The organism is Pseudomonas sp. MWU12-2319 (assembly GCF_023242525.1).
Taxonomy (GTDB): domain Bacteria; phylum Pseudomonadota; class Gammaproteobacteria; order Pseudomonadales; family Pseudomonadaceae; genus Aquipseudomonas; species Aquipseudomonas gingeri_D.
On sequence record NZ_JALJES010000004.1, the window covers coordinates 257,653 to 276,551 of the forward strand.

Consider the following 18,899-nt stretch of genomic DNA (forward strand, 5'->3'; position numbering starts at 1 on the left):
ACCATGCTGCTGCGTTTTACCAAGATGCACGGCCTGGGCAACGACTTCATGGTCCTCGACCTGGTCAGCCAGCACGCGCATATCCAGCCCAAGCACGCCAAGCAATGGGGCGACCGCCACACCGGTATCGGCTTCGACCAGTTGCTGATCGTCGAGGCACCGAGCAATCCGGAAGTGGATTTCCGCTATCGGATCTTCAACTCCGACGGTTCGGAAGTGGAACAGTGCGGCAACGGTGCGCGCTGTTTCGCCCGTTTCGTGCTCGACAAACGCCTGACCGCCAAGCGCCTGATCCGCGTCGAAACCAAGAGCGGAGTCATCGAGCTGGATGTCCGCCAGGACGGCCAGATCAGCGTGAACATGGGCCCGCCGCGCCTGGTGCCGGCCGAAATCCCGTTCCAGGCCGAGCAACAGGCCACGAGCTACGCCGTGGATGTCGACGGCCAGAACGTCGACCTGGCGGCCGTGTCCATGGGCAATCCCCATGCGGTGCTGCGGGTCAGCGACATCAACAGCGCGCCGGTGCATGAACTGGGACCGAAGATCGAACATCACCCGCGCTTTCCGGCCCGGGTCAATGTCGGCTTCCTGCAAGTGATTGACCGCCACCGCGGACAACTGCGAGTCTGGGAACGTGGCGCCGGGGAAACCCAGGCCTGCGGGACCGGCGCCTGCGCCGCCGCGGTGGCTGCCATCAGCCAGGGCTGGATGGATTCACCGGTGACCCTCGACCTGCCCGGCGGACGCCTGTCCATCGAATGGGCGGGTGTCGGCGAACCGGTGATGATGACGGGTCCTGCCGTTCGGGTGTATGAAGGACAAGTGCGTCTATAAGCGAGCCAATACCATGACCGACCAGCCTCAGGTTCCAGCCGAACAGCCCAACGAGTCGCCTGCACAGAGCCTTGAGGCGGCGCAGGTCGCCGCCTATCTGGAGGCCAATCCGGATTTCTTCGTCGAGCACGAGGAACTGCTGCCGGCGCTGCGCATTCCTCATCGACGCGGCGATACGGTGTCGCTGGTCGAGCGCCAGATGAAGATCCTCCGCGAGCGCAACATCGAGATGCGCCATCGCCTGTCGCAACTGATGGATGTGGCCCGGGACAACGATCGCCTGTTCGAGAAGACCCGCCGCCTGATCCTCGCGCTGATGGACGCCACCAGCCTGGACGACCTGGTCATGGCCGTGGAAGACAGCCTGCGCCAGGACTTCCAGGTGCCCTTCGTCAGCCTGATCCTGTTCGGCGACAACGCCATGCCGGTGGGCCGCTGGGTCAGCCATGCCGAAGCCCAGCAGGCCATCGGCGGCCTGCTCTCGGAAGGCAAGAGCATCAGCGGCAGCCTGCGTGAGCACGAGCTGGACTTCCTGTTCGGCGAAGAACAACGCAAGCAGATCGGCTCCACCGCGGTGGTCGCCATCAGCTATCAGGGTGTACATGGCGTCCTGGCCGTGGCCAGCCGTGACCCGCAACACTACAAAAGCTCGGTGGGCACCCTGTTCCTCAGCTACATCGCCGAAGTCATGGGCCGCGTGGTTCCGCGCTTCACCCCCACCCTGCGCTCGGTGCGCTAGCCATGGAGCGGCAGCTGGACGCCTACTGCGAGCACCTGCGCAGTGAGCGCCAGGTGTCGCCCCATACGCTGCTGGCTTATCGCCGCGACCTGGACAAGGTCCTGGGCTTTTGCACCAAGGAACAGATCGGCAGCTGGAGCGCCCTGGATATCCAACGCCTGAGGCGCCTGATCGCCCGCCTGCACCAGCAGGGCCAGTCCTCCCGCAGCCTGGCCCGCCTGCTGTCGGCGGTGCGCGGGCTGTACCAGTACCTCAACCGCGAAGGCCTCTGCACCCACGACCCGGCCACCGGCCTGGCACCGCCCAAGGGCGAACGCCGCCTGCCCAAGACCCTGGATACCGACCGCGCCCTGCAATTGCTGGACGGCGGGGTGGAGGACGACTTTATCGCCCGTCGCGACCAGGCCATTCTCGAGCTGTTCTACTCCTCGGGCCTGCGCCTGTCAGAGCTGACCGGGCTCGATCTGGAGCAGTTGGACCTGGCCGACGGCCTGGTGCAGGTCCACGGCAAGGGCAGCAAGACCCGCGTCCTGCCCATCGGCCGCAAAGCCCGGGAAGCCTTGCAGAGCTGGTTGCCGCTGCGCGCCCTGAGCAATCCCCCCGACGACGCCGTATTCGTCAGCCAGCAAGGCCGCCGCCTGGGTCCACGGGCCATTCAACTGCGGGTCAAGGCCGCCGGCGAGCGCGAACTGGGGCAGAACCTGCACCCGCACATGCTCCGGCACTCCTTCGCCAGCCACCTGCTGGAGTCGTCCCAGGATTTGCGCGCCGTGCAGGAGCTGCTCGGCCACTCGGATATCAAGACCACGCAGATCTACACCCACCTGGACTTCCAGCACCTGGCAACCGTCTATGACAGCGCCCATCCCCGGGCCAAACGCAGCAAGGACAGTGAGTAATGACGATTCAGCTGATCACCTTCGACCTCGACGATACCCTGTGGGATACCGCGCCGGTTATCCACAGCGCGGAGGCCGTTTTGCGTGAATGGCTGGCCGAGCATGCCCCGAACCTGGGCGGCGTGCCGGTGGAACACCTGTGGGCGATTCGCGAACGGGTATTGCTCAAGGAGCCGACGCTCAAGCACCGCATCAGCGCCTTGCGCCGGCGGGTTCTGTTCCATGCCCTGGAAGAGGCCGGTTATCCCCATGCGCAGGCTTTGCAGCTGGCGGAGGAGAGCTTCGAGGTGTTTATCCACGCCCGGCACCAGATCGAGGTGTTTCCGGAGGTCGAGCCGACCCTGGAGGCTTTGGGCCGCTCCTTTGCCCTGGGAGTGGTCACCAATGGCAATGCCGACGTGCGCCGCCTCGGGCTCGCCGACTATTTCCGCTTTGCGCTGTGTGCCGAAGACATCGGCATCGCCAAGCCGGATGCACGGCTGTTCCACGAAGCCCTGGTGCGCGGCGGCAATGTCCCGGCCAGCGCGGCGGTGCATATCGGCGATCACCCCGGGGACGACATCGCCGGGGCCCAGCAGGCCGGCCTGCGGGCGATCTGGTACAACCCGACGGGCAAGGCCTGGGAAGCAGAGCGGCAGCCGGATGCGCAGGTTCGCAGCCTGAGCGAGCTACCGGCACTGCTGGCCGGTTGGAATATCCCTGCCTGAGCGCATGCCCCTGTAGGAGCAAGCTTGCTCGCGATCACCGGCGCAGCCGGTGCCAAACACCTCTGTCCGCCCATGAAAAAGCCCGCAGCGACGGCGGGCTTTTTCAACAAAGCAGAAAACCGACGCTGAGACTCAGATAGGCCGGCTGCCGTATTTGTTATCGGGCTTCTTGGGCGGATCGGCCACCACATTGGCCTCGACTTCCTGCACCTTGCCGCCACGCGCCAGGAACTCTTCCATGGCCTTGGCCAGGGCGTCGCGTTCCTTGTTCTTGGCTTCAACGCTCGGCAGTTCGTCAACCGACACCGCAGCCTTGGCTTTGCCCTTGGCAGTCGGTACCGGTGCATCACCACCGTCGTCATCGGCAACATCTACATCTTCAGCTGACGCCGCTTCCAGACCTTCTTCGGTTTCGTCGTCTTCACCGACCTCGAGGTCGTCGTTTTCCAGATCATCGTCGCTCATGTTCTACCTCATGACTTGCGAAAAGCAGATTAGTTATAGCCCAGCTGTGCCGACTGTCGAAGGCCGCCGGAAAAAAATCAACATCCGCTGCATACCAGCGGCTTATGCCCCGTCACCGTAAAGGGTGGCAAGGACTTTACGAGCACCGCCATGATCCCGGTGCTCGCCCAGATAGACACCTTGCCAGCTACCCAGAGCCAACCGTCCCGCCGTCACCGGCAAAGTCAGCTGACAGCCTAGCAAACTGGCCTTGAAGTGCGCCGGCAGGTCGTCCGCGCCTTCGTCGTTGTGTTCATAATCGGCCTTGACCTGGGGTACCAGCCGGTTGAAAAAACGCTCGAAGTCGCGACGGACCGCCGGATCGGCATTCTCGTTGATGGTCAACGAGGCCGAGGTATGCTGCAGCCACAGATGCAAAAGACCGACCTGGCACGCCTGGAGTTCAGGCAAACCGTCGAGCAACTCCTGGGTCACCAAATGAAAACCCCGGGGCCTGGCCCGCAAGGTAATCAGGGTCTGTTGCCACATACAGTTCTCCGCCCTTCGGCGCGCATTCTAGCGCGCTGTGGAAAAAAGCAAAGCGCCTAATCCTCTTGCTTTGCTGTAAGCAATCGACCCTTACAAAAACGCCCTGGGGTTTTGGCCGTAATGCCTTTGGATAAATCCTTTCAGTCCCTTTTTCAATGACAAACTCCAGGCAAAAAAATGCCCGGCAAGCCGGGCATTTTTTTTCAGTGCGGTTACACGTTCAAGCCACGCTCGTTGTGTTGCGCCAGGTCCAGGCCCACCGACTCTTCTTCGTCGGTCACACGCAGCCCCATCACGGCATCCAGCACCTTGAGGATGATGAAGGTGACGATCGCGGTGTAGATGACGGTGAAGCCGACGCCTTTGCACTGAATCCAGACTTGTGCGGCGACATCGGTGGTAGCGGTGTTGAAGCCGCCCATGGACGGTGCGGCGAACACACCGGTCAGGATCGCGCCGAGCATACCGCCGATACCGTGCACGCCGAAGGCGTCCAGGGAGTCGTCGTAGCCCAGTTTGCGTTTCAGCGTGGTGGCGCAGAAGAAGCACACCACACCGGCCGCCAGGCCGATGATCAGCGAGCCCATCGGGCCCACGGTGCCGGCAGCAGGCGTAATGGCAACCAGACCGGCGACCACACCCGAAGCGATGCCCAGGGCACTTGGCTTACCGTGGGTCAGCCACTCGGCGAACATCCAGCCCAGCGCAGCGGCGGCGGTAGCGATCTGGGTGACCAGCATCGCCATACCGGCGGTGCCGTTGGCCGCTGAGGCGGAACCGGCGTTGAAGCCGAACCAGCCGACCCACAGCATGGCCGCGCCCATCAGGGTGTAACCGAGGTTGTGTGGCGCCATCGGGGTGCTCGGGAAGCCTTTGCGCTTGCCCAGCACCAGGCAGGCCACCAGGCCGGCAACACCGGCGTTGATGTGCACCACGGTGCCGCCGGCGAAGTCGAGCACGCCCCAGTCGCCCAGCAGGGAACCCGGGCCGCTCCAGACCATATGCGCAATCGGCGCATAGACCAGGGTGAACCACACGCCCATGAACACCAGCATCGCGGAGAACTTCATGCGTTCGGCGAAGGCACCGACGATCAGCGCCGGGGTGATGATGGCGAAGGTCATCTGGAAGGTGACGAACACCGCCTCGGGGAACAGCGCCGTCGGCCCGGTGATGCTGGCCGGCGTGATGCCCGCGAGGAAGGCCTTGGCCATACTGCCGACGAAGGAGTTGTAGTTGACGACGTTGGCTTCCATCCCGGTGGTATCGAACGCAAGACTGTAGCCATAAATGAACCACAGAACGGTGATCAGCCCGGTAATGGCGAAGCACTGCATCATCACGGAAAGAATGTTTTTCGAACGCACCATGCCCCCGTAGAACAGCGCGAGGCCTGGGATCGTCATGAACAGCACGAGGGCTGTGGAGGTCAGCATCCAGCTGGTATCGCCGGAATTGAGGACTGGAGCAGGTACCGGGTCCGCCGCCATGGCCAAGGCCGGCATTACGAGGGACAACAGGGCTCCTAGCCCTGCGAATTTACGCAGAGTCATATTGTTTTCTCCTGGGGCGTTGGGGTTTGGCGGCTTAGATTGCGTCGGTATCGGTTTCGCCGGTACGGATGCGAATAGCCTGTTCCAGATTGACCACAAAGATCTTGCCGTCACCAATCTTGCCGGTGTTGGCCGCCTTGGTTATCGCCTCGATAACCCGGTCAAGATCCTTGTCGTCAATGGCGACATCAATCTTCACCTTGGGCAGGAAGTCGACCACGTATTCCGCGCCGCGATACAGCTCGGTGTGACCCTTCTGCCGACCGAAGCCTTTGACCTCAGTAACGGTAATGCCCTGCACGCCGATCTCGGACAACGACTCGCGCACGTCGTCCAACTTGAACGGCTTGATGATGGCAGTGACTAGCTTCATGAAAACTCTCTCCCGAATTGGTGGACTTGCCCCAGGAAAACAAACCCGACTCAAGTCTAAGCGCAGTGCCTGGCTTTGTAACGCATCGTCGGTCCACATCTACCGCCCGACGCCAGCTAACCGCTGCCGGCAAAACTTCCCAGCTTCGCCTGCCGCACTGCATTCGTCACAGCGACTGCATCAGTGCATGGGTCACTGGCAACTAAGCAGAAAGCTTGCCAGCTCCGTAAAAACCAATGATTTCAGTCCCTTGGTCGCTATGGAGGGTGAAAAAGCACGTTGCGCCCGGGCTATACGCACAACAACGGTGCGCACTGCGCCAGCGCGATGCGCGATAACCGTGCGCCCGCCCCCATGGAAATGACTATAGACACTGCGTGGTACACTGGTCGGTAATCTGTTTCCGGAACCTTAGCCATGCTTGCGCCCAAAGCTTTCCTCGATGCCCTGAGCGGCCACGCCTCCCGTTTGTTCAGCGGTGAAACACCCCTGCCCCGCCAGGAATTCGAAAGCCAGTTCAAGGTGCTGTTGCAGAGCGGCTTCAGCAAGCTGGACCTGGTCAGCCGGGAAGAGTTCGACAGCCAGATGGTGGTGCTGGCCCGGACCCGCGCGCGGTTGGAGAGTCTGGAGGCGAAGGTGGCGGAGTTGGAGGCCAGACTGAATCCTCCTGTGGAATAAGGTTTCATCGCCCGCTCCTGCTTCATGCGGGAGCGATAGGCTGCCGCTCGATGGCTCCTGCTGGAAATCTTGACTCCTCGCAATACCCCGTCTGAATCACTCGCCTCATCTCGCGCACCATCGCACCTTCTTCGATATATCCGCCCAAAGGGCATCTGCTGCCTGCCTTCAGCGCTGAATTCTCTGGTTGCAAAACGGGCAATTTGCCTCCGTTTCGTAGGCAACGGTGCCCACTTATAGTTCTTCGTCACAGCCTCATGGCTGCCGCTTCACTCCCCCGAGCAAAATTTGCGTTTTCTCCAGCTCACCATTCGCTCTCTCACCCATCGAGCGAAGTTGACATATTATCGTTTATAAACGACATTGAGATCATGGATGATGATAGAGATAAAACACTACGTCGACGGTAACGGACGAGATCCCTTCGGCAGCTGGCGCGACTGGAAGCGCAGCAACGGACAGGAGAACCAAGAATGAAAGACAGATCCCATGATGCCGCAATGGCCGAGGTGTTCCGCAGCGACCCGGCCTACGCGGCAGAACTGCTGAACAGCATCCTGGAAGACGGCGAACAGGCTGAGCTGCTGATTGCCCTTCGCCAAATGGCAGAAGCTTTTGGCGGTGTGCGCGGCGTCGCCAAGGCAGCCGAGCTGAATCCGACTCAGCTCTATCGGACCTTGTCCGCCGAAGGTAATCCGGCTGTCAGCAGCCTTACCGCGATCTTGCGTGTTATGGGGTTAAGGCTGGCCGTACAACCACTAACAGCCCACTAAAATCAGCCCGAAATGTCCCTCGGTCTGTGGCTGTGGAACAACTCATTACGGATCAGTCTGCAGGATACCAGCAAGCTGGACCGGCTCCGCCGCGAGGAGTTCGACAACCAGGCGGCGGTGTTGGCGCACCCCGTGCGCGGCTCGAAAGCCCGGTGGCCAAGGTCGCCGAGCTGGAGAGCGAATTGTCCCTTTATTAGAATCAATGATTCCCGTTTTTGCCGGATTGTCCCGAGAGATATTGAACAATAAAGTACACCCATGCCGCAGCCACTGACCGAAACGACAAGCTGCTGCCGAATTCAATCTCTCAACACTCCCGACTCATAAGGAAATCAATCATGTCCAACCGCGAACTGCTCAACCCAACCAACTCCACCCTGATCCTGATCGACCACCAACCGCAAATGTCCTTCGGCGTGCAATCGATCGACCGTCAGACCCTGAAGAACAACACCGTGGGCCTGGCCAAGGCAGCGAAGATCTTCAACGTGCCGACGATCTATACCTCGGTGGAAACCAAGAGCTTCAGCGGTTACATCTGGCCTGAGTTGCTGGCAGTGAACCCGGGCGCACAGCCGATCGAGCGCACCTCGATGAACTCCTGGGAAGACAAGAAATTCGTCGAAGCGGTGAAGGCCACCGGTCGCAAGAAGCTGATCATGGCCGCACTGTGGACCGAGGTGTGCCTGAACTTCCCGGCCCTGGAAGCCCTGGCCGAAGGTTTCGAGGTGTACATCGTCACCGACGCTTCCGGCGGCACCACCCAGGAAGCCCACGACATGTCCGTGCAACGGATGATCCAGGCTGGCGCCGTACCGGTGACCTGGCAGCAGGTACTGCTGGAGTTCCAGCGTGACTGGGCGCACAAGGAAACCTACGACGCGGTGATGGATCTGGTGCGCGAGCACAGCGGCGCCTACGGCATGGGCGTGGATTACGCCTACACCATGGTGCACAACGCACCGCAGCGCACCCTGAGCTGATTCTCCCGACAATCTGCCCGCCAGGCTGCATGCTGGCGGGCTTGCATTGTATCTTCCAGAATCAAGGGATTTCTCCCATGCCACATGAAGGCAGCCTGCTGCAGGCCTCGGTCATTCTCCTGATGGCCGCCGTCATCATCGTTCCCCTGGCCAAGCGCCTTCAGCTCGGTGCCGTGCTCGGGTACTTGCTGGCTGGCGTACTCATCGGCCCACAGGTGCTGAAATTGCTGGGCAACGCGGAAAACGTCGCGAGCTTCTCCGAGATGGGGGTGGTATTCCTGCTGTTCATCATTGGCCTGGAGCTATCGCCCAAGCGCCTCTGGCTGATGCGCAAGGCGGTATTCGGCGTCGGGCTGGCCCAGGTGCTGCTCACCGGATTGGTGATCGGCACGCTGGCCATCGTCGCCTTCGGCCAGACCCTCCAGGCGGCGGTCATCCTCGGCTTGGGCCTGGCACTGTCATCGACGGCACTGGGATTGCAGAGCCTGGCCGAGAGCCGCCAATTGAACAGCCCCCACGGCCGGCTCGCCTTCGCCATCCTACTGTTCCAGGACATCGCCGCCATCCCCCTCATCGCCCTGGTACCACTGTTGGCGGTCACCGGCGCGCAGGCCACCGGCGAAAGCGGCCTGGCCCACGGGCTGAAGGTGCTCGGCAGCATCGCCGTAGTGGTGGTGGGGGGTCGCTACCTGCTGCGCCCGTTGTTCCGCGCCGTGGCTCGCACCGGCCTGCCGGAAGTCGCCACCGCCACCGCACTGCTGGTGGTGCTCGGTACCGCCTGGCTGATGGAACTGGCGGGAGTGTCGATGGCGCTGGGGGCGTTCCTTGCGGGCCTGCTGCTGGCCGACTCGGAATATCGCCATGAGCTGGAGTCACAGATCGAGCCATTCAAGGGTCTGCTGCTGGGCTTGTTCTTCATGAGCGTGGGCATGGGCGCCAACCTGGCGCTGCTGTTCGAGAATCCCGGCCTGATCGTCGGCCTGACCCTCCTGCTGATCGCCCTCAAGCTGCCCTTGCTGATGTTCGTCGCACGCATGGCCGGTGGTCTGTCGCGCATCGCGGCACTGCGCCTGGGCCTGGTACTGGCCGCCGGCGGGGAGTTCGCCTTTGTAGTATTCAAGCTTGGCCAGAACCTGCGGCTGTTCGATGCCCGCACCTACGATACCCTGATCATGACCATCACCCTGTCGATGGCCGTCACTCCGCTGCTGCTGGCCTGCGCGCGAGGGCTGAAGACGCGTCCACAGCCGACCAGGGAGGTGCCGGAAAGTCTCAAGGCGATCCAGAGCGAAGGGCCGCGAGTGGTCATCGCCGGCATGGGTCGCGTCGGCCAGATCATTGCGCGGATCCTGCATGCGCAGGACATTCCTTTCGTCGCGCTGGACACCTCGATCGATACCATCGAGATGACCCGCAGCTTCGAGCACGCGCCGGTGTTCTATGGCGACCCCCTGCGCCCGGAAATCCTGAGTGCCGCCAAGGTCGGCGAGGCCGAATATTTCATCGTCGCCCTGGACGACCCGGAGAAAGCCGTGAAGACCGCGCAAGCGGTGCAGCGCCTGTATCCACAGGTCAAAGTCCTGGCCCGGGCCCGCAATCGACAGCACGTGCACCAACTGCTCGATGCCGGTGCCGAGCCCGTGCGAGAGACCTTTTATTCGAGTCTGGAGATGACCCGCCGCACCCTGGAAGGACTCGGTATCTCCCCAACCCAGGCCGAGCACCGGATCCAGCAGTTCATGGCACATGATGAACAGGTGCTGGCCGCCCAACGGCTGGTACGCGACGACACCTCGAAGATCAGGCAGACCGCGCAGGAAGCCCGCCTGGAGCTGGCCCGGCTGTTCGAAAGTGATACAGGGGAGCCGGAACAGGCGGTGCCACTCGATGTCCGGTAGATCGGCGCAAATAAATCAGCCGTGGACCAGACGACAAGATGTTCCCCATATGCTGCCGGAGGGAGAACAGCCACGTAGCACGCGAAACGCGCCGTGGTGGAAACGAACGTCACGCCTACTTCCATCGTTGTCGTAAGGTTGGGGCTCTGGGGTCTCCTCGATGCGCCGCAGGACTGCACAGAGCCACCGGCACCAGCTTTCACACCCAAGCCATTGTCAAAATTGTTAGCCTATAGGCATACATAAATGCCTATTTTGACAGCTTATAGGCTGTCAAAAAGGAGATCTCATGCGTAATTCCTCACTCAGCAACCTGCGTCTGGCTCAGGTGGAACGGGCTCTCGAGCCCTTCGTAACCCTCAAAGGGAAAACTACCCCTCGTGGTGGCTGGCTGCGCTCGATTCGAGAATCCCTGGGCAGAACTGTACGCAGTCAGGCTGCTCTGCTCGGCGTGGCGCCCGCTACGCTTCAAAAATCCGAGCAATCGGAGGCAGATGACCGAATTACCCTCGGTCAACTGAGAAAACTGGCCAACGGGCTCGACTGCGAGCTGGTCTATGCACTGATACCGAAGAAGCCTTTGCATGACATGGTCGAAGAGCGCGCGGAATCGCTGGCCAGGAAGGAGGTCATGGGGGTTTCGCACATGATGGCCCTTGAAGACCAGCGCCCGTCCGACTCATTCATCGAACGCAAGGTAACTGAACGACGCCAGGAACTGCTGGCAGGAGCGTGGGCTCGATTATGGCGGTAGAACTCGAACCGAAACCCGGGCAAACCCCTCTCGACCATGACGAAGCCGCAGGTCTCAAGCCAAAACACATCAGTACCCAGGGCGAGCTTGACGAGTGGGAAGCGGAAAACCTGCTCAAGGCCAGGCAGTGGCTGAATCGCCAGAAAAAGCTTGATGTGCTTAACGAACACTTCTGCCGCGACCTTCACACCGGATGAGATAGCGGCTCGCTTTCATCACCAGCTCGTGTCGATACACCCCTTTCCAAACGGAAATGGTCGCCATGCTCGTTACATGACCGATGCACTTCTAAGGCAGTGCGGTTGCCCTGATTTCTCCTGGGGTAACGGGAATCTGGTTTCAACCAATGAGGTCCGTGATCGCTATATCCAGTCCCTCTGTGACGCCGATGCCGGCGATTACGCCCCACTTATGGTCTTCGTACGTAGTTGAGCCCCCCCTTGGGAACTACGTATCAAGCGCAGTGAGCGCCGGCCCGCTGTTGCCATCACTACCAAGAGAAAAAAGATTCCAATACAATTTCTTCGCAGCCCTGGCCATTCCACTCCCGGGTTACTGAAACGGTGAAGAACCTAGGTATATATGGCCCCGCTATGCGGGGCCTACTCGTTTCTGACGACCTCGCTGGCCGATGCTAACCCTGCTTCCCGCCCCCCACGAACAGACATCGAATCGTCTGGACACATAAAAGCCCCCAAGCCCCTCCCCCTCTCAACTAATCTTCCAGAACCGCAGGAAGCGGCCCCTTCGCGTTCAAGGAAAGAACATGTCCCTGGCCATCGTCCACAGTCGCGCCCAGGTGGGCGTGGAAGCCCCCGCCGTCACCGTCGAAACCCATCTGGCCAACGGCCTGCCGATGCTGACGCTGGTCGGGCTGCCCGAAACCGCCGTGAAGGAAAGCAAGGACCGGGTCCGTAGCGCGATCCTCAATTCAGCCCTCGATTTTCCGGCACGACGCATTACCCTGAACCTCGCTCCGGCGGATCTGCCCAAGGACGGCGGACGCTTCGACCTGGCGATTGCCCTCGGCATCCTGGCCGCCAGCGTGCAGGTGCCCGCCCTGACACTGGACAACCTGGAATGCCTGGGCGAACTGGCCTTGTCCGGCGCCATTCGCCCGGTGCAAGGCGTGCTGCCGGCGGCCCTGGCCGCTCGCGCCGCCGGACGTACGCTGGTGGTGCCACAAGCCAACGCCGAGGAGGCCTCGCTGGCCTCCGGGCTAACAGTGATTGCCGTCGACCATCTGCTGCAACTGGTGGCCCATCTCAATGGACATGCGCCGATCAAACCCTTCGAATCCAACGGCCTGCTGCACTTGAGCAAGCCCTACCCGGACCTGAGCGAAGTGCAAGGCCAACTCGCCGCCAAACGCGCCTTGCTGATCGCCGCCGCCGGGGCGCATAACCTGCTGTTCAGCGGCCCGCCCGGTACCGGCAAGACCCTACTCGCCAGCCGTCTCCCCGGATTGCTACCGCCGCTGGACGAACAGGAAGCCCTGGAGGTCGCGGCCATCCAGTCGGTCGCCAGCCATGTGCCGTTGAGCAGTTGGCCCCAGCGGCCTTTTCGCCAACCGCATCACTCGGCCTCGGGACCCGCGCTGGTGGGGGGCGGATCGCGACCACAACCCGGCGAAATCACCCTGGCCCATCACGGCGTGCTGTTCCTTGACGAACTACCGGAATTCGACCGCCGGGTATTGGAGGTTTTGCGCGAACCGCTGGAGAATGGTGTGTTATTAATCACATATTATTATTTCCCGCCAATCACTGTATGCATTCACAGTATTGTCGGACAGTGGTAGGCTCACTAACCCGGCCTATGCAAGCTACAATAGCGGTTTGCCAGCATTGCTAAGGAGTGCAACATGGAAGCCGCCACCAACGACCAAGACGCCCCTGAACCGGTTGAAGAAATCGGTAATGCAGATGCGGTAGGTGATCCACCGCCGCCTCTTATCATTTTCAACGCGGTCATTCAAAAGGTTGATTGTAAAGGGCAAGTCTTGGGTGCGCCGTTCTACCGAACGAATGAGCCAGGTATACGACAATACCTCACAGGGGTTCTTCGCAGTTTGGTTGATATCTCACGGAGCCAAAGTTTTCAGTTCTGTGAAAACGGATTCAACACAAAGGAACATGTCGGTGCATTGTCAGATGAGCGCACCTTTAAATCCTATGCCCTAGAAATGACCGAGCGACTGCTTCAGTGCGAAATTGTCGCCCAAAAGAAGATTGAAGGTTTCAAAGAATTGCGCGCGGGTAGCCTGTTATGCGCACATTTCAAGCTCGCAGAATCCGAATACGTCATTCTGGTTAAAATTGATCATGCAGGATTCATCGAGGAAGTCAATTTCCAACATACCTCTGGCCTTCCAGACAAACAACGGGCTCAAAAGTGCGCAACCTTCAAGATTGTTGATGGAGAAGTTGAATCCACAGTTGTTATCAGCGACAGCAACAGCGCTTTGACAGAGTATTGGTGGAGTGACTTCCTGAATCTAAAAACACTATCTGACTCTGAAAAGAATACATACAAAGCTTTCAAAGCGATCGAAGGATTCCTTAAAAAGAAGATCGAAAATACGTCCCCAAGTGATTACTGGACCTTGCGGAACGCTTTTGTAAGCTACTTCAATACAAAGCCAAATTGTGTATTCGACCAAATGGTTGATGAAATAATGAGTGAATATCCAGCCCATCATGATGGACTGAATATGCAACAGCTTGCGAAAGAAGCTAAGGAGTTGCCGAAAAAGAAAGGCTTCGACTCACATTTCACTATTGCACCAAATACAATCAGCAATAAAATCAAGCGGCAAATTCATCTTGCACCTAATTTGGACCTCAGGATAACCGGCGAAATCACTAATTTTGATCAAACATTTGATACTGGTGATGACGACGGTCGGAAGTTTCTGAAAATTTATTCCGATGAAGGCTACGAAGCGTTCAAGAAACGAGAATGAATGATGATCTTCACAGCGATAGCTAATGCACTTTCGGCGTCTGTCATACACATTGACACCGAGGAAACTAACACGAACGTTCGGGAAAGGTTTCGCCTTTCTCAAATGAACGTCGACCGCACTGCGCTAGACATCGCTTTAGCCAAGATCAATTCGCGGGATAACTTTTCGGTTGGTGTTCTATACTCGGACAGTGACCAAGCAACAAGTTTGGAAAGCTGCGAATCTAACGCCATAGATGTTTTTTGTCGTCGTCTTGAATTGCACTGTGATGATGATGAGCCAGTGTCAGCTATCGTTACCATTTCCATAACGAAAGGATTCAAGGACAAAACCGCCACAATATATTCACTCGACCAGATTGAAAAATATTGGCGTTTAGGTGGTATTGGCCAAACCGCAAACAAAATTCATTCTCTATCGGAAAAAGCTTACATACTTGAATCGGCGGAATTACAACAGACTTTTGCAACTAGCTTGTTTGTATTCCGACCTCCAAACACTAACAATTTGATACAAACCAACCCTGAACTTCCCAACAAGCATAAACTGATATCCACACGTGACAAATCATGTTTGTTCTACGAAAGTAAGTCCTACCCTTTCATACCACAAGATTTCAGTTTTGGCTCGCCAATTAGCCACATTGGTATTGGACGTCTGTTTGGCACTCTACAACTTGTCTTTGCAATTGTTTACATCGCTGACATAAGTTCACTTAGCAGCTCTGAGTTTACGGCTACAATAAAAGGTTACCGGCACGTCTCTGGATCTATTATGCTGGATGGCCATGACGACCAAAATGCTGCTCTCGCATATTATGAAATTTATATTTGGGCGTATGGTGACGGAAGCACCACTGATAAATTAGGAATCTCAAGAAATTTACTTTCAATCCACATTGAAGACGATCATTTCCGAAAAGTTAAAGACGGAAGCATGAATGCGATCATATCAAACTACAGCATTTACTTGAAAGAGAATGTTAAGCAATATATTGACATAAAAAACAAGCTATCCGATCAAATCCAGAAACAATCTGAAAAAGCCAATGACATGGTTAAGTCCATCGGAGGATATCTTAGAACGTCAATCTTTACGGTATACTCATTCGTCATCACGACTTTCATTGTTCGCTCCATATCAAAAACCTCCACAGATGTTACATTCAGTCATGGGATATACATAATATTTCTCATGTTTCTTATCCTTTCGGTCTGCACGTTGGTATATGCATATAAAGAATGCACGGCCGAGCTTGAACGATTTGAATCCATTTATAACTCCTTTAAATCTAGATTTGATGACCTTATTGCCAAAAGCGACCGAGACCGAATTCTACAAAATGACGCTGAATTCAACCGGGACGTTGCTTATGTGAAGGCCTCCCGATTCCGTGCGGTGGTCCTTTGGGGCTGTGCTTTGGGGGCTGTGTTTTTATTCGTGACCGTTGTCAAATTGCTATGCTATTAGTCGTAAACGCCGGAGCATAATAAAGAACACCCACCTGCGCCCCAGGGATGGATACAGACGCTTTGACGAGTTCTGCCATAGCTACCCATTGTGTCACCAGTATCGTGGTTGCATCAAATTTATAGACATTTATAACGCGATTGAAAAACCCCATCCAAATTTGTTTAGAATTGGGTGTGGCAGGCCGTATAATAGATCGTACAACCATCCCCCAAATGCGCAATGTCTAGCTTTCATCTGGGGTGGTCGCGCTCTCAGCAAATAATTGTATAAAATTCAAAAACGCGATTTTCCTGCACCCAGACTACGGCCAGGGAAAATTTGACTTGCAAACACCCCAATATCCCCTCGGCCCCATGCACTGCTGGGTGTTGGTTATGTTTCGCGGGTGGGATCTTTATTTCTCTGTGTCATGGTATCTAGTGTGCCGGAGTTGAATGCAGGGGCGGCTTGGTGGTTACTAATATTAAAGGTGCTTTGTCATGCATCCAACTAGGAAATAGGTCTGAATAAAAATCTACCATGTCAGAAAACAAAGAACATTACTCCCAAGATAGCTTTATGGGAGTTCCAATCAAGTGCGGGGCTTTATACCCATCGTTCACCGATATTCTAGAAGCATTGTATGTGATGATTTACGAGGGTACAAAAGCCTACCCTAGGCCACGCGGCTACCATGTCAGGCTTAGGTTTACGAAAAAAATGACTAGCCGCACATTCAGTGCCCGCCTTTCTACTTTTTTCCAAAGAAAGTCTGGTTACGTGCCATTACGCGTGACGGTTGTGGAATGCGATGAGGACGATGAAGGCTTACATCATCACTTTTCTATAATATTGAACGACAGGTTAGATCGGAGATCAAGTTTACAGCATTTTATGGCACAGCTCTTGGCTGGAGGTTTTCTAGCCAACTATCAAGTGGTCTGCCCTGACATTGATGCTTATGGGCATCACCTTCGAACCATAGAAGAAAAAGATAACTACTTTGAATGGATGAGCTATCTGGCGAAGGTCTATACCAAGCCTGAGCATCGCCAAGTTTGGAGCCCCTGCCGCGCTGTCGGTCGTGCATCGAAGCAGTGGCAACTCGCCAGCAAGCCTGACTTGCGAAAACAGCTACTCGATCAACAATCGAAAGATAGCAGTGCGGCTGTTGATATTTTTGAGCTCATGCAATTAGTTGACGTGTCGCCCATGGTCATGGTGTCGCGTACAGCCTCTAATACGCTGCACGTGGCGACTTAAACGATCACCCTATGGGGTTGTGCCGGGGTTGTATTGAGGCCCTTCAGCGGTGGCTACAGGAGCTTCTATGACCCCTAACTTGTGGCATTGTGATTAATGGCACTCGACGTACTCTTGGGAGTTCCTAGATGCGGTCATTCGTGCAAGGTTGGGAATCACCATAATCTAATAAAATTAGACAAGCCCCAGGCAGCTTTCCGCAGGGGCTTGAACTATCAGTAGCTCTACTTTTAACCAAACTTATATAGTATTAGAGCCGACGTAAAAGTCACAATCAATGATGCAGCTGTCCATTTGAGCGAGCCTAGAAAAGTCGACTTACTGGCCATGCCGAATTTGAACCCCAGCCCCCACAACCTCCACTTATTGGCCGTATAAATCACCATCGGTGCTACAATAGCGGCCAAAACCCAGAATAGGATACCCGGTTCCTGGTTAGCTTTAGTACCAGCCAATGCGAACCGTACATACCCAGTCAGAATTACAACGAACATCAATGTGATTTTGCTCATAACGTATCCCCCACAGACAAAAAAAATAGATACAATCCCAGATGCGTTCACGACGTCATTATTATGTAACCAACTCCTGTGAGACCTAACATCGCGGGTGGCATAAAAATGGTCAAATTGATCCACAAGACACCATGACATCAGTGGATCTATCATCGGGTTGCCAAACTACGGCGCCGGTCAAATCAGCGGGAATTCGATACACTAATTTCGTACGGTAGGTTATTAATGGATTTAGAGCTTCAGACAGAACACCAAATCCGTCTCCAGCGACCATTTCAAATTTGTCGAATTTGTAAGTCTGTCCGTTCTTGCTAATTATTACAGCGCCAGGCGATGGATACCTGCTAGTTGTCGAAGTGTTCTTAAAGCTAGCATCGAGAATCAGGAATTTTGAACCAGTCCACGATTTAGGATCTAAGACGGGATTCAGAGTTCCGATCTTCCTACGTGTTACACAACCGTTCGCAGCCACCCGAAGTCCACCTACATCCGCCGAATTGCTTCTAGGGTGTAAAAACCTCTTTTGATAGGCCACAACATCATGATTCGGGCTGTCAAAACTCTCTTTGTCGACATCGGCCCATGCATTGATCGCAACAAAGGCCAGTCCGCAGAACGCCAATTGGCTGGTCACCTTTTTCCTGACACCCGTCAGATGGGCCAGCGGCATGCTGAGAATTGCGGTGTAGAGCTTCATTAGGCACCTCAGTAGCTGTGATTTTAACGTCAGAATTCACAGTATACTGTGAGGACGTATCGACAGCCATCCCCGACAGTGACCCGTCTTTGAGATGGGGCTGCGAACGTGGATATCGGCTTAGCTTTCGGAAAGGTATTGCGTCAAAAACGTAAGGAAGCGGGACTGACTCAAGAGCAGCTTGCACATGACGCTGATGTGCAGCGTAACTATGTCAGCCTGATAGAACGCGGCATTCACTACCCTACGATTGCGGTACTGTTCAAGCTCGCGAACGCCTTGAAATGCCCACCGTCCGAATTGATATCCGATTTGGAAAGGATGCTGGGTCAGCAACCGTAACCCTCGTTACTGATCCGATCACTTCGCTTGCCCCTCAGCCCCTCACCCTGTGCAGACTGCGGAAGTCACGCCGTTGGTCAGCTCCGCATGTGGAACACCTTACTCTTGTAAGTATCGGGTGATCGCTTCATCCACCGCTCCAGATATCGCGTCCGCGAAATGAGCTGTCGGATGAGCTGTGCAGTAGCTTTGTAACCAATGCCTTATCCCAGCAGCGTCGGTGTTGTAGAAGAAGTCAGCTCCTATATTGACGCTTCTGGCCGTGGCATAGCCGCTGAGGAATCCCTCATAGGGCGCAGCTAGGCCCGGGTTAACGCTCGCATCTAGATACATCCCGCAACTATGCGAGCCAACGCCGTACATCAATGGAGGATGTTTCTTGTCATATAGAAGCGGACGTGTTTCACCAGGCGCGTCCGCTGCAAACAGATGGGGGGACATCACCGTGACCCACATCAAGATCCAAGCCTTCATGCTG

Annotated in this window: 21 protein-coding genes and 2 pseudogenes; 17 read left to right on the plus strand and 6 right to left on the minus strand. The window is 56.6% G+C overall.

The genetic code is table 11. The annotated features are described in order from the left end of the window. Positions 1-3 precede the first annotated feature (3 nt). From dapF to M5C01_RS08795, 4 genes are read left to right on the plus strand one after another with little or no spacing between them, the layout of a single operon-like run. Positions 4-834, plus strand: a complete 831-nt coding sequence (dapF, locus tag M5C01_RS08780; RefSeq protein ID WP_103499020.1) for a diaminopimelate epimerase — start codon at positions 4-6, stop codon at positions 832-834. 13 nt (positions 835-847) lie between these two features. Further along, positions 848-1,573, plus strand: coding sequence for a DUF484 family protein (locus M5C01_RS08785; RefSeq protein WP_152736698.1), 726 nt, complete (start codon positions 848-850; stop codon positions 1,571-1,573). A gap of 2 nt (positions 1,574-1,575) precedes the next feature. Further along, a complete protein-coding gene (gene xerC, locus M5C01_RS08790) occupies positions 1,576-2,472 on the plus strand; it encodes a tyrosine recombinase XerC (RefSeq protein ID WP_103499022.1) in 897 nt (298 codons plus the stop codon). Further along, positions 2,472-3,179 carry an HAD family hydrolase gene (locus M5C01_RS08795; RefSeq protein ID WP_152736697.1) on the plus strand — a complete coding sequence of 236 codons (708 nt, stop codon included), beginning with the start codon at positions 2,472-2,474 and terminating at the stop codon, positions 3,177-3,179. The genes xerC and M5C01_RS08795 overlap by 1 nt, the downstream gene beginning before the upstream one ends. A 132-nt stretch (positions 3,180-3,311) precedes the next feature. Here the strand turns inward: M5C01_RS08795 and sutA are convergent, their stop codons facing one another. The 4 genes from sutA to glnK all read right to left on the minus strand — a co-directional run bounded on the left by sutA (position 3,312) and on the right by glnK (position 6,098). Then, the gene (sutA, locus tag M5C01_RS08800) at positions 3,312-3,644 is read right to left on the minus strand and encodes a transcriptional regulator SutA (RefSeq protein ID WP_100942140.1); all 333 of its coding nucleotides are present in this window, start codon (positions 3,642-3,644) and stop codon (positions 3,312-3,314) included. A 102-nt stretch (positions 3,645-3,746) separates the two neighbouring features. Then, complete coding sequence (locus M5C01_RS08805) at positions 3,747-4,172, minus strand: secondary thiamine-phosphate synthase enzyme YjbQ (RefSeq protein WP_100942141.1); 426 nt, start codon at positions 4,170-4,172, stop codon at positions 3,747-3,749. Positions 4,173-4,384: 212 nt separating this feature from the next. Further along, a complete protein-coding gene (locus M5C01_RS08810; RefSeq protein WP_103499024.1) occupies positions 4,385-5,725 on the minus strand; it encodes an ammonium transporter in 1,341 nt (446 codons plus the stop codon). A 34-nt stretch (positions 5,726-5,759) separates the two neighbouring features. Next, the gene (gene glnK, locus M5C01_RS08815; protein ID WP_002555808.1) at positions 5,760-6,098 is read right to left on the minus strand and encodes a P-II family nitrogen regulator; all 339 of its coding nucleotides are present in this window, start codon (positions 6,096-6,098) and stop codon (positions 5,760-5,762) included. A 417-nt stretch (positions 6,099-6,515) separates the two neighbouring features. Between glnK and M5C01_RS08820 the strand changes: the two genes are divergently transcribed. The 12 genes and pseudogenes from M5C01_RS08820 (at position 6,516) to M5C01_RS08875 (ending at position 16,867) form a co-directional block, all read left to right on the plus strand. Beyond that, positions 6,516-6,776: an accessory factor UbiK family protein gene (locus M5C01_RS08820; RefSeq protein ID WP_152736696.1), complete on the plus strand. Its 261-nt coding sequence runs from the start codon at positions 6,516-6,518 to the stop codon at positions 6,774-6,776. Between the two features lie 473 nt (positions 6,777-7,249). Beyond that, complete coding sequence (locus M5C01_RS08825; RefSeq protein WP_100942144.1) at positions 7,250-7,549, plus strand: addiction module antidote protein; 300 nt, start codon at positions 7,250-7,252, stop codon at positions 7,547-7,549. A 338-nt stretch (positions 7,550-7,887) separates the two neighbouring features. Beyond that, complete coding sequence (locus tag M5C01_RS08830) at positions 7,888-8,532, plus strand: hydrolase (protein ID WP_152736695.1); 645 nt, start codon at positions 7,888-7,890, stop codon at positions 8,530-8,532. Positions 8,533-8,609: 77 nt separating this feature from the next. Next, positions 8,610-10,430, plus strand: coding sequence for a monovalent cation:proton antiporter-2 (CPA2) family protein (locus M5C01_RS08835; protein ID WP_152736694.1), 1,821 nt, complete (start codon positions 8,610-8,612; stop codon positions 10,428-10,430). A 13-nt stretch (positions 10,431-10,443) separates the two neighbouring features. Next, a pseudogene (locus tag M5C01_RS08840) lies at positions 10,444-10,566 on the plus strand (phage antirepressor protein); the annotation flags it as partial. 153 nt (positions 10,567-10,719) lie between these two features. Continuing rightward, positions 10,720-11,184, plus strand: coding sequence for a mobile mystery protein A (locus tag M5C01_RS08845; protein ID WP_103497686.1), 465 nt, complete (start codon positions 10,720-10,722; stop codon positions 11,182-11,184). After that, the gene (locus M5C01_RS08850) at positions 11,175-11,381 is read left to right on the plus strand and encodes a hypothetical protein (protein WP_248764297.1); all 207 of its coding nucleotides are present in this window, start codon (positions 11,175-11,177) and stop codon (positions 11,379-11,381) included. Before M5C01_RS08845 ends, M5C01_RS08850 begins: the two co-directional genes overlap by 10 nt. After that, complete coding sequence (locus tag M5C01_RS08855; protein WP_248764298.1) at positions 11,338-11,616, plus strand: Fic family protein; 279 nt, start codon at positions 11,338-11,340, stop codon at positions 11,614-11,616. The genes M5C01_RS08850 and M5C01_RS08855 overlap by 44 nt, the downstream gene beginning before the upstream one ends. 334 nt (positions 11,617-11,950) lie before the next feature. Continuing rightward, positions 11,951-12,925: pseudogene (locus tag M5C01_RS08860) on the plus strand (YifB family Mg chelatase-like AAA ATPase); the annotation flags it as partial. Between the two features lie 123 nt (positions 12,926-13,048). After that, positions 13,049-14,149, plus strand: coding sequence for a nucleoid-associated protein (locus tag M5C01_RS08865; RefSeq protein ID WP_103497688.1), 1,101 nt, complete (start codon positions 13,049-13,051; stop codon positions 14,147-14,149). Then, positions 14,150-15,622: a hypothetical protein gene (locus tag M5C01_RS08870; RefSeq protein WP_103497689.1), complete on the plus strand. Its 1,473-nt coding sequence runs from the start codon at positions 14,150-14,152 to the stop codon at positions 15,620-15,622. Positions 15,623-16,144: 522 nt separating this feature from the next. Continuing rightward, the gene (locus M5C01_RS08875; RefSeq protein ID WP_152736693.1) at positions 16,145-16,867 is read left to right on the plus strand and encodes a hypothetical protein; all 723 of its coding nucleotides are present in this window, start codon (positions 16,145-16,147) and stop codon (positions 16,865-16,867) included. 624 nt (positions 16,868-17,491) lie between these two features. Here M5C01_RS08875 and M5C01_RS08880 read toward each other — a convergent pair. Further along, positions 17,492-18,079, minus strand: coding sequence for a hypothetical protein (locus M5C01_RS08880; RefSeq protein ID WP_152736692.1), 588 nt, complete (start codon positions 18,077-18,079; stop codon positions 17,492-17,494). A gap of 108 nt (positions 18,080-18,187) precedes the next feature. Here M5C01_RS08880 and M5C01_RS08885 point away from each other — a divergent pair, with 108 nt between their 5' ends. Continuing rightward, positions 18,188-18,421, plus strand: a complete 234-nt coding sequence (locus M5C01_RS08885; protein WP_178129701.1) for a helix-turn-helix transcriptional regulator — start codon at positions 18,188-18,190, stop codon at positions 18,419-18,421. Positions 18,422-18,520: 99 nt separating this feature from the next. Here the strand turns inward: M5C01_RS08885 and M5C01_RS08890 are convergent, their stop codons facing one another. After that, complete coding sequence (locus tag M5C01_RS08890) at positions 18,521-18,895, minus strand: hypothetical protein (protein WP_152736691.1); 375 nt, start codon at positions 18,893-18,895, stop codon at positions 18,521-18,523. Between the last annotated feature and the right edge of the window lie 4 nt (positions 18,896-18,899).